Genomic DNA, 9,867 nt, shown 5'->3' with positions numbered 1-9,867 from the left:
ATGCCGGTGGGGTTGCCGTTGGCGTCACGCTGGATCTCGCCACCGGGCGGGTTGGGGGTGTCCTTGGTGTAGCCCACCGCCTTCAGCGCGGCGCGGTTGAGCAGGGCGCGGTCGTAGAGGTGGAGGACGAACACCGGGGTGTCCGGCGCCGCCTTGTTCAGCTCCTCCAGGGTGGGCATGCGCTTTTCGGCGAACTGGAATTCGTTCCAGCCGCCGACCACCCGCACCCACTGCGGCGAGGGGGTGCGCTCGGCCTGGTCTTTCAGCAGGCGCAGGGCGTCGGCCAGCGACGGCACGCCTTCCCAGCGCAGTTCCAGGTTGTAGTTGAGGCCGCCGCGAATCAGGTGCAGGTGCGAGTCGTTGAGGCCGGGGATCACCGTGCGCTGCTTGAGGTCGATCACCTGGGTGGCGTCGCCGCGCAGGGCCATGGCCTCGGCATCGGTGCCGACGGCGAGGAACTTGCCGTCCTTGATGGCCACCGCGCTGGCGGTGGGCTTGGCGCGGTCGACGGTGTGCAAGCGGCCGTTGAACAGGATCAGATCGGCAAACATGGAACCCCCTGAAGTCGTGGCATGGGCGGAGAAGGGCAGTGCGGACCAGAGCGCGCCGGCGGCACCGAGCACCGTGCTGGCAGCGAGGAACTGGCGGCGGCTGTTGCTGGATGGATCGTCGCTCATGGAACCCTCCCTGGGCTCAGCGTTGGTTCAGCCAGCCGGCGAAGAAACGCGTCACCGGCGGCATGAAAAGATAGACAACCAGCATGACGATGCTGAGGGTGATGACCACATTGCTCGGCACATAGCCTCCGAGCCAGGGCCACAGCCTGAACAGCGGCTGCCAGAGCAGTGGCACCAGCAGGGCCAGTGGCAGGATCACCAGGAAGGTGACGCAGGCCTGCTTCCAGCGCGGTGGCTGGGGCATGTCGGCCGGGGCCGGGGTGAACCAGAATTCCCGCTCGGGGTTGATCTCAAGCTGGTCGCCATCGGCGAGCAGGGGACTGACTTCCTCGACCAGTTGGCGGCGCTCGGCGGAATCCAGCCAGGCCTGCAGCTGGGCGGTCGAGGCGAAGCGCAGGATGGAGGTGAACAGGTGCAGGCCGTCCTTCCTGTCGCGCACCACGTCGATGCCGAGGTGGCCGGGGTAGCCCTTGGCGATCGCGATGATGCGCCGCAGCCAGGCTTCGTATTGCTGTTCCTGTCCTTGCTTGATCCGGTGGCGGATCAGCAGGGTCACGACGTCGTCTGGGGTCATCGCGGAGTGCTCCGTGCAGCGGATGGAGAAGGGCCGGACGCGGCGGGCACGTCCGGCCTGGGGACTTACTTCACCTGGCGCTGGGGTGCCTTGTGGACCATGGTGTAGGCGTAGTCCACGCCCATGCCGTAGGCGCCGCTGTGCTCGCGCACCAGCTCCATCACGGCGTCGTAGCTTTCGCGCTTCGACCAGTCGCGCTGGTACTCGAGCAGGACCTGCTGCCAGGTCACCGGGATCGCGCCGGCCTGGATCATGCGCTGCACCGCCATGTCGTGGGCTTCCTGGGAAGTGCCGCCGGAGGCATCGGTAACAATGTAGACCTCGTAGCCGGCTTCGATGGCTTCCAGGGCGGGGAAGGTCAGGCAGACTTCAGTCCAGAGGGCGGCCATCACCAGTTTCTTGCGGCCGGTGGCTTTCACGGCAGCGACGAATTTCTCGTCTTCCCAGGAGTTCATCGAGGTGCGCTCGACGGGCTGCTGGCCTGGGAACACACCCAGCAGTTCCGGCCAGATGAAGCCGCTGAAGCTTTCGGTTTCCACGGAGGTGAGGATGGTCGGAACGTTGAAGATCTTGGCGCTCTTGGCCAGAGCTACGGTGTTGTTCTTCAGTTGCTGGCGGTCAATGGACTGCACGCCAAAGGCCATTTGCGGCTGGTGGTCGATCAGGATCAGGGTGGAGTTGGTCGGGTTCAGCAGTTCGCGGATGGACATGGCATTTCTCCTGGTGCAGTGATTTTTGGATTTCTTCCTGGCCGGTGCCTTCTTCGTGAAGGCTGTTTGGTTCCGACTTGGGATGAAGTTTGTGCTCACCCATTAAGAGAAACAATTAGCTATATTTGAACTTGATTGATTCTGAGTTGGAGACATTGATGGACAGGGTCGAATGCATGCGCGCCTTTATCGAAACCGTGCGCAGCAATGGCTTTGCCGCTGCGGCGCGGGCGCTGGGCCTGCCACGCTCCACGGTGAGCAAACAGGTGCAGGCGCTGGAGGAGGCGATCGGCGTGCAATTGCTGGTGCGCACCACACGCAGCCTGCACCTCACCGAGGCGGGGACGGAGTATTTCGAGTCGGCGCGGGACCTGCTGGCGGCCCTGGACGAGGCCGAGCAGCGGGCGCGGGACGGCGTGGGGGAGTTGCGCGGCGTGCTGCGGGTGAACGCACCCATGTCCTTCGGGCTGCGCAAGCTGGGGCTGCTGATTCCGCTCTTCCATGAGCGGCATCCGCAGATCGAGCTGCAACTGGTGCTTAGCGACCAGCAGGTGGACCCGGTGCGCGGTGGCTTCGATGTCACCATCCGCATCGCCAGCCTGGCGGATTCATCCATGGTGGCGCGCACCATCGCGCCGGCGCCGCGCTACCTGGTGGCCTCACCGGCCTATCTGGAACGTGCCGGGATGCCGCAGTCGCCGGAGGACCTCGCCAGTCACGCCTTCCTCGGTTACGGCTACCTGCAGAGCGGGGTCAGCCTGGCCCTCAGCAACGGCGAGGAAACCCGCCGCGTGCAGCTCAACGGACCGCTGCAGGCCAACAACGGCGACTTCCTTGCCCAGGCCGCCGAGGCCGGCATGGGCATCGCCCTGCTGCCCAGCTTCATCGTCGATGAAGCGCTGGCCGCCGGCCGGCTGGTGGCGGTGCTCTGCCAGTGGCAGGCGCCGCCCATCAGCATCAACGCCGTCTACCCCGCATCGCGCCGCCTGCCGCAGAAGAGCAGGGCCTTCATCGATTTCCTGGTGGAGGAGATGAGCAAGGCCAATGAACGGGTGACATGCCCAGAGGTTGCTTGAGACCTGTAGGGGCAACTGCGTTGCCCTTGGCGAATGAATTCGCCCCTACAGTGGGGCGGTACGGCTAATGAGGTTGAGCGTTGGCACAAGCGGCTTTTTTGTAGGGGCGAATTTATTCGCCAAGCAGGCCGAAGGTCTGCCCTTAGGGATTGCAGGGGGCAACTGCGTTGCCCTTGGCGAATGAATTCGCCCCTACAGTGGGTCGGTGCGGCTGATGAGGTCGAGTGTTGGCACAAGCGGCTTTTTTGTAGGGGCGAATTTATTCGCCAAGCAGGCCGAAGGTCTGCCCTTAGGGATTGCAGGGGCAACTGCGTTGCCCTTGGCGAATGAATTCGCCCCTGAGGGTCGGTGCGGCTGATGAGGTTGAGCGTTGGCACAAGCGGCTTTTTTGTAGGGGCGAATTTATTCGCCAAGCAGGCCGAAGGTCTGCCCTTAGGGATTGCAGGGGGCAACTGCGTTGCCCTTGGCGAATGAATTCGCCCCCACAAAGAGCGGGCGCGGGATCTCACCGCTGCGCCTGCCTCAGCGCTTCATCGTCCATGTAGCGGATCAGCGCCTGGATATCCACATCGGTCAGGCGCAGGTTGGGCATGGGGAGCTGGTTGTACTGGCGGTAGAGTTCGGTGGCGAGCGGGTCCTGCTCGGCGAGCATGCGGTCCGGCTCCCTGAGCCAGCGTTCCAGCCACCGGCGGTCGCGCAGCCGGGTCACGCCGAGCAGGTCGGGGCCGACGCCGCGCAGGCCGCCCAGTCCGCCGTCCTGGGGGCCCAGGGTGTGGCAGGCGCTGCAGCGGGTGCGGAATACCTGTTCGCCGGTGGACGGCGTGCGGATCGCCGGGGCATCGGCATAGCCGCGAGCGGTCGGACTGGCCTGGCGCCAGTTCTGCAGACCGTTGCCGAGCTTGTCGGCGAGGATGTAGGGATTCTCGAAGGGCGAGACCTTGATCCACTCGCCGGTGGCCTGGTTGCCGATCAACAGGCTGAGGTTGTGCTGCTTGAGGTTGGCGGGGTCTTCGCCCGGCGCCAGCATGCCGAGCCTTTCGCGCAACTGGGTGATCTGCTCGTAGTCGCCGGTGAGGAACCGCCAACCCGGCGCCACCTTGAATTTTTCCGCATACGCCTTGAGGACTTCGGGCGTGTCGTGGAGCGGGTCGATGCTGATGGAGTAGAAGTGGATGTCCCGCCCGACCCGGTCGCCGAGGAGCTTCTGGATCTGGCGCAGGCGTGCGGTTTCCAGCGGGCAGGAATCACCGCAACTGGTGAAGATGAAGTTGATCGCCACCACCTTGCCTTCGATCAGGTCGTCGAAGAAACGCAGGTGCTGGCCGTTCTGGTCGATCAGCTCGGTGTTGGGGAAGTAGTCGCGTCCCCAGGCACTGGCGGACGTGACGGGGCGCCGGCCATGATCGATGCCGAACCAAAGGCTGGCACAGGCGGTGGCCACCGTCAGGGCGGCGAGGGCCAGCCAGTGAAATCGCGGAATGCGCATCGATCCTCTCCCCCGGAGCGGAGCCCGGCGGCTCCGCCCCGCTTGCAGTCAGCGGCTGGCCTGGCCGGTTCCGTCACCGGAGCGGAAGGTCGGCAGGGCTGCCGAGTCGACGTATTTCACCCCATCCCAACTGGGCAGCGGCGTGGGCATCAGCTGGACCTGGCCGGGGTGCTCGATGTCCCAGCGCAGCAGCATGGAATTGTCCTCATGCTGGGTGTTGTGGCAGTGCTCCATGTAGGTCCCGGCGAACTCGCGGAAGTGCACGGCCATTTCCACCACCTGCTGGCTCTCGCTGTCTTCGCCGATGCGGTAGACGTCCTTGCGCGCCCACTTTTCCCAATCCGGCGGCGGCAGCACGTTCTCGACCCGCGTCTCGTCGCGGTCTCCGGCAATGCCGTTGGGTTCCTCGAAGGAACCGATGTTGGCCGGGGCGGCGGTTTCCAGGGCTTCCAGCGCGGCCTGGGCGTTCTTCGGCGGACCGGTGAAATGGGAGGGGGCGTCCGCGGGGGGCGGCCCGAACAGGTCCAGCGGAATGGCGACAGCGGCATAGAGATCCAGCGCCATCAGCGTGCCGATGAAGAAGCCTGAGGATTTGAAGATCGCCGGCACCCTGTTCAGGGCCTTCGAGATCGCACGCGTATTCCGGGCAGACATACCCACCTCGCTATCAAAGAGAGAGGAACACACCGAGAGAGGAAGCGGGCCACCTGAAGAGGCACGGGTGGAGCGGAGGCCGTCGCGCTGCTGTCTGGAGTCGGCGGCGCTGCGGCACGCGGCATCGGGTGCGAGGCTGCAGTGGCGCCGTGGCCTCGGGGATAATCCTTTTCTTTGTAACAGGGTGTGTCAATGAGCGGGATGAGTCGCAATCAGCGAAAGGTCAAAATGCTGGCATAAGCGGTAGAAGCCCAAAGATTGGGGGTTTCAGGGCATTTGAGGGAGTTTCTGGAGGGGACTTGGCGTCGTTTTTTGCCAGTGACGGGATTCCGGCGCAGCGACAGTCGCAACCTGTAGGCACCCCGTGGTCGAGACGGACATCCCCGGCGAGGGTGATGTCCGTCTCGTAGGGTGGACAGCGTTTTTCTGTCCACCAGACGGGACTGGCCGTAACACCGACGGTGGACAAAAAGGCGTTATCCACCCTTGGCAGGGAGGTGTTTCAGTGCGCCCCGGCCCCCTTGACCAGGTCGCTCTCGTTCCACTCGGTGTAGACGCAGGCATCCGCCGCGGCCCAGCGCACCAGCACCGGGGCGCCCGGTTGCAGTTGCGCGGCGCTGCCGGACAGTTCCTTGAGGGTCAGGCTGGCGCCACCGGCCGTGGTCACGCTACAGGTCAGGCATTCACCGAGGAACACGGTTTCCGCCACCTTGGCCGGGATCTGGTTCCAGCCGGCGGCCAGCGGTTCGCTGGCGGCCTGGTCCGGGGTCAGCACCTGGGCCTTTTCCGGGCGCACCATCAGCACCAGTTCCTGGCCATTCTGCAGGCTGGCGGTGGGGCGGATGGCCAGGGACTGGCCTTCGAAGTGGGCGGCGGCATTGCCCTGGGCCTTGACCCTGAGGAAGTTGGAGTTGCCCAGGAAGGAGGCGACGAAGGCATTCGGCGGGCTCTGGTAGAGGTCGTAGCCGCTGCCGAGGCCGACGATCTTGCCGTGGCTGAAGATGGCGATGCGCTGGGACAGGCGCATGGCTTCTTCCTGGTCGTGGGTAACGTAGACGATGGTGATGCCGAGGCGACGGTGCAGGTGGCGCAGCTCGTCCTGCAGGTCCTCGCGCAGCTTCTTGTCCAGGGCACCCAGGGGTTCGTCCATCAGCAGGATGCGCGGTTCGTACACCAGTGCCCGGGCGATGGCCACGCGCTGCTGCTGGCCGCCGGACAGCTGGGCCGGGCGGCGCTGGGCGAACTTCTCCAGCTGCACCAGCTTGAGCATGGCCTCCACGCGGCGCTCGCGCTCACCGGCGGCCTGCTTGCGGATGTCCAGGGGGAAGCCGATGTTGTCGCGCACATTCAGGTGGGGGAACAGCGAATAGCGCTGGAACACCATGCCAATGTCGCGCTTGTGCGGCGGCACGTTCACCAGGGACTTGCCGTCCACCAGGATCTCGCCCGAGCTCGGCGTCTCGAAACCGGCCAGCATGGACAGGGTGGTGCTCTTGCCCGAGCCGCTGGAGCCGAGGAAGGTGAGGAACTCGCCGTCCTGGATGTCCAGGCTGATGTTGTCCACGGCGGCGAAGTCGCCGTAGTGCTTGTTCAGGTTGCGCAGGCTGACCAGGGTCTTGTTTTCGCGGGTGTCTTGGATCACGGCACTCATTTTCTTTACCTCGGCGCTCAGGCGCTTGCAGGGTTGCGCCGGCGCAGCACGGCGGCGATCACCATGACCAGTACGGACAGACCGATCAGCAGCGTCGAAGCGACGGCGATCACCGGGGTCAGGTCCTGGCGCAGGGTGGTCCACATTTTCACGGGCAGGGTCTGCAGGGTCGGGCTGGCCATCATCACGCTCAGCACCACTTCATCCCAGGAGACCAGGAAGGCGAACAGGGCGCCGGCCATCATGCCGGGGCGGATCGCCGGGAAGGTCACCTTGAATACCGCCTGTAGCCGCGAGGCGCCGCAGATCACCGCGGCATCCTCGATGGACTGATCGAACAGCTTCAGCGAGTTGATGATCGAGATGATGGTGAAGGGCAGGGCGACGATCACGTGGCTGACCACGAAGGAGAACAGCGTCCCGGTGTAGCCCAGCTTGAGGAACAGCGCGTACACGGCCACCGCGATGATCACCAGCGGCACGATCATCGGCAGGGTGAACAGGCCGTAGAGGAACTCCCGGCCGGGGAACTTGCCGCGCACCAGGGCGAAGGCGGTGGGCAGGCCCAGGGCCACGGAGCAGACGGTGGTCAGCACGGCCACCTTGAGGCTGGCCAGGGCCGACTCCATCCACTCGGCGTTGGAGAAGAACTGCCCGTACCACTTCAGCGTCCAGCCCGGCGGCGGGAACACCAGCCACTGGGAGGAGCCGAAGGACAGCAGCACGATGAACAGGATCGGCAGCAGCAGGAAGGCCGCGATCGCCCCGGTGGTGAGGTAGAGGCCGATGCGCAGGCGCAGGCCCATGGCGTTGGGTGACAGCAGCATGGCTTACCTCGCAGTGCTCGAAGCCACCGGGGATTCCGGCTGCAGCTTCAGGTAGAGGTAGAACAGGACCAGGGTGATGGCGATCAGCAGCGCGGCGGCGGCGCTGGCCAGGCCCCAGTTGAGGAAGGACTGCACCTGCTGGACGATGAACTCCGGCAGCATCATGTTCTGCGCGCCACCGAGCAGGGCCGGGGTGACGTAGTAGCCGAGGGACATGACGAAGACCATCAGGCCGCCGGAGAACAGCCCCGGCCGGCACAGCGGCAGGAATACCCGGGTGAAGTTGGTCCAGGGGCTGGCGCCGCAGATGGAACCGGCCTGCAGCACCATCGGGTCGATGGCCGACATGGTGGCCTGCAGCGGCAGCACGATGAACGGGATCATGATGTAGCTCATGCCGATCACCACGCCTGTGAGGTTGTGCACCATTTCCAGCGGCTGGTCGATGATGCCCATCGCCATCAGCACCTTGTTGATCACTCCCGAGGCCTGCAGCAGCACCAGCCAGGAGTAGGTGCGCGCCAGCAGGCTGGTCCACATCGACAGCAGCACGATGTTCAGCAGCCAGCGGCCCCAGCCACGCGGCACCAGGGTGATCACCCAGGCCAGGGGGAAGCCCAGCAGCAGGCTGATCAGGGTCACCAGGCCGCCGACCGCGAAGGTGTTGAACAGCACGCGGGCATAGGCCGAGTTGGCGAACAGCTGCTCGTAGTTGCCCAGGCCCGGCGTCGGTTCCAGCACGCCGCGCAGCAGCAGCCCGATCAGCGGCGCGAGGAAGAACAGGCTGAGGAACAGCAGGGCCGGGATCAGGTTGCGGGCACCGCGCCAACGCAGCGCGGCCTGGTTGTCTTGCTTCATCGACGCAGCCTTGGAATCAGTGCCAGCGGAGGCGCGGGCTGCACCTCCAGTGGCCTTGGCCGGCGAGTTGGGCTGGATGGCAGCCATCTTCACTTGACCAGCCATTCGTTCCACCGCGCGGCGATAGCCGGGCCGTTCTTGGCCCAGTATGCGTAGTCGAGGGTGATCTGATCCTTAGCGTAGGCAGTGGGCAGGTTGGGGGCGAGGTCACCCTTGAGCTGGCCGACGCTGTCGACGTTCACCGGGGCGTAGGCGGTGAGGTTGGCGAACTCGGCCTGGCCCTTGGCGCTGCTGGCGTTGGCCAGGAACTTCATGGCCGCGTCCTTGTTCTTGGCGCCCTTGGGGATGACCAGGAAGTCGGCCATGACCAGGTTCTGCTTCCAGCTCACGCCCACCGGCGCGCCGTCCTGCTGCAGGGCGTAGACGCGGCCGTTCCAGAACTGGCCGAGGGTCGCTTCGCCGGAGGCCAGCAGTTGCTGGGACTGGGCGCCACCACCCCACCAGACGATGTCTTTCTTGATGGTGTCGAGCTTCTTGAAGGCGCGGTCCAGGTCCAGCGGGTAAAGCTTGTCGGCGGGCACGCCATCGGCCAGCAGGGCCAGTTCCAGTACGCCGGGGCTCGGCCACTTGTAGAGGGCGCGTTTGCCCGGGTAGTTGGCGGTATCGAACAGGGCGGTCCAGTCCTGCGGGGTCTTGCCGCCGACCTTGCCCTGGTTGTAGCCGAGCACGAAGGAGAAGAAGAAGGAGCCGACACCGTGGTCGGAAACGAAGCGCGGGTCGATCTTGTCGCGCTGGATCACGCCGAAGTCCAGGGGCTCCAGCAGGCCTTCGGCGGCGGCACGCAGGGCGAAGTCGGCTTCGACGTCCACCACGTCCCACTGCACGTTGCCGCTTTCCACCATGGCTTTCAGCTTGCCGTAGTCGGTGGGGCCGTCCTGCACCACGCGGATGCCGCTGGCTTCGCTGAAGGGCTCGGCCCAGGCCTGCTTCTGCGCGTCCTGGGTGGTGCCGCCCCAGCTGACGAAGCTGATGTTGTCGGCGGCGATGGCGGCGGTGCCGGTCGCGGTCAGGAAGGCTGCGGCGAGAACCACTGCTGCACGTTTTTTGAACACCATCTTGCTTGCCCTCATTGTTGTGTTTGTACGCAAGCGGGCTTCGCTTTCTACCCGCTTATCAGGAGCAGGGACCTCACTGGGTGAGGCTTCAAGGGCGGCCGGGGCGGGAGGCGGTCCCGGAAATTATCTCGGCCTACGGAATGTCATATTATGGTATTCCAAACTTTCTGCAAGTCCTCGGCGTTGCCGGTGGTCGCCATCGATGCTGGAAGCCCCGTTACGAGCGCGAGGGGAACCGT

Annotated in this window: 9 protein-coding genes and 1 pseudogene; 1 reads left to right on the top strand and 9 read right to left on the bottom strand. The window is 65.2% G+C overall.

The window, feature by feature from the left end:
- The 3 genes from ACFW0H_RS23065 to ACFW0H_RS23055 form a co-directional block, all read right to left on the bottom strand.
- Positions 1-677 (bottom strand): amidohydrolase family protein (locus ACFW0H_RS23065; protein WP_422916173.1); only part of this gene is annotated, 677 nt, incomplete at its 3' end.
- Positions 678-693: 16 nt separating this feature from the next.
- Positions 694-1,251: an antibiotic biosynthesis monooxygenase gene (locus tag ACFW0H_RS23060; RefSeq protein WP_422916172.1), complete on the bottom strand. Its 558-nt coding sequence runs from the start codon at positions 1,249-1,251 to the stop codon at positions 694-696.
- A gap of 65 nt (positions 1,252-1,316) precedes the next feature.
- On the bottom strand, positions 1,317-1,961 hold the full coding sequence (locus ACFW0H_RS23055) for a hydrolase (protein ID WP_422916171.1): 645 nt from the start codon (positions 1,959-1,961) through the stop codon (positions 1,317-1,319).
- A gap of 158 nt (positions 1,962-2,119) precedes the next feature.
- Here ACFW0H_RS23055 and ACFW0H_RS23050 point away from each other — a divergent pair, with 158 nt between their 5' ends.
- Positions 2,120-3,037, top strand: a complete 918-nt coding sequence (locus ACFW0H_RS23050; protein WP_422916170.1) for a LysR family transcriptional regulator — start codon at positions 2,120-2,122, stop codon at positions 3,035-3,037.
- Positions 3,038-3,542: 505 nt separating this feature from the next.
- On the opposite strand, the gene ACFW0H_RS23045 is transcribed toward ACFW0H_RS23050, so the two are convergent.
- From ACFW0H_RS23045 to ACFW0H_RS23020, 6 genes and pseudogenes are all read right to left on the bottom strand, one after another.
- Positions 3,543-4,523, bottom strand: a complete 981-nt coding sequence (locus tag ACFW0H_RS23045; RefSeq protein WP_422916169.1) for an SCO family protein — start codon at positions 4,521-4,523, stop codon at positions 3,543-3,545.
- Positions 4,524-4,571: 48 nt separating this feature from the next.
- A pseudogene (locus ACFW0H_RS23040) lies at positions 4,572-4,871 on the bottom strand (multicopper oxidase domain-containing protein); the annotation flags it as partial.
- An 808-nt stretch (positions 4,872-5,679) separates the two neighbouring features.
- Positions 5,680-6,828, bottom strand: a complete 1,149-nt coding sequence (locus tag ACFW0H_RS23035; RefSeq protein WP_422916168.1) for an ABC transporter ATP-binding protein — start codon at positions 6,826-6,828, stop codon at positions 5,680-5,682.
- A gap of 17 nt (positions 6,829-6,845) precedes the next feature.
- The gene (locus ACFW0H_RS23030; RefSeq protein WP_422916167.1) at positions 6,846-7,655 is read right to left on the bottom strand and encodes an ABC transporter permease; all 810 of its coding nucleotides are present in this window, start codon (positions 7,653-7,655) and stop codon (positions 6,846-6,848) included.
- Positions 7,656-7,658: 3 nt separating this feature from the next.
- Entirely contained in the window at positions 7,659-8,618 is a 960-nt protein-coding gene (locus tag ACFW0H_RS23025) for an ABC transporter permease (RefSeq protein ID WP_422916166.1), read from the bottom strand.
- A complete protein-coding gene (locus ACFW0H_RS23020; protein ID WP_422916165.1) occupies positions 8,603-9,628 on the bottom strand; it encodes a polyamine ABC transporter substrate-binding protein in 1,026 nt (341 codons plus the stop codon). The genes ACFW0H_RS23025 and ACFW0H_RS23020 overlap by 16 nt, the downstream gene beginning before the upstream one ends.
- Between the last annotated feature and the right edge of the window lie 239 nt (positions 9,629-9,867).

Source organism: Metapseudomonas cellulosilytica (assembly GCF_049334135.1).
GTDB lineage: Bacteria > Pseudomonadota > Gammaproteobacteria > Pseudomonadales > Pseudomonadaceae > Metapseudomonas.
The sequence above is the reverse complement of the archived record's forward strand: the minus strand, read 5'-3'. Positions and strand labels throughout refer to the sequence as shown.

Coding starts and splice junctions, on each gene's coding strand:
- ACFW0H_RS23060 (WP_422916172.1), bottom strand. CDS start 1,251: ATGACCCCAGACGACGTCGTGACCCTGCTGATCCGCCACCGGATCAAG.
- ACFW0H_RS23050 (WP_422916170.1), top strand. CDS start 2,120: ATGGACAGGGTCGAATGCATGCGCGCCTTTATCGAAACCGTGCGCAGC.
- ACFW0H_RS23055 (WP_422916171.1), bottom strand. CDS start 1,961: ATGTCCATCCGCGAACTGCTGAACCCGACCAACTCCACCCTGATCCTG.
- ACFW0H_RS23025 (WP_422916166.1), bottom strand. CDS start 8,618: ATGGCTGGTCAAGTGAAGATGGCTGCCATCCAGCCCAACTCGCCGGCC.
- ACFW0H_RS23045 (WP_422916169.1), bottom strand. CDS start 4,523: ATGCGCATTCCGCGATTTCACTGGCTGGCCCTCGCCGCCCTGACGGTG.
- ACFW0H_RS23020 (WP_422916165.1), bottom strand. CDS start 9,628: ATGGTGTTCAAAAAACGTGCAGCAGTGGTTCTCGCCGCAGCCTTCCTG.
- ACFW0H_RS23035 (WP_422916168.1), bottom strand. CDS start 6,828: ATGAGTGCCGTGATCCAAGACACCCGCGAAAACAAGACCCTGGTCAGC.
- ACFW0H_RS23030 (WP_422916167.1), bottom strand. CDS start 7,655: ATGCTGCTGTCACCCAACGCCATGGGCCTGCGCCTGCGCATCGGCCTC.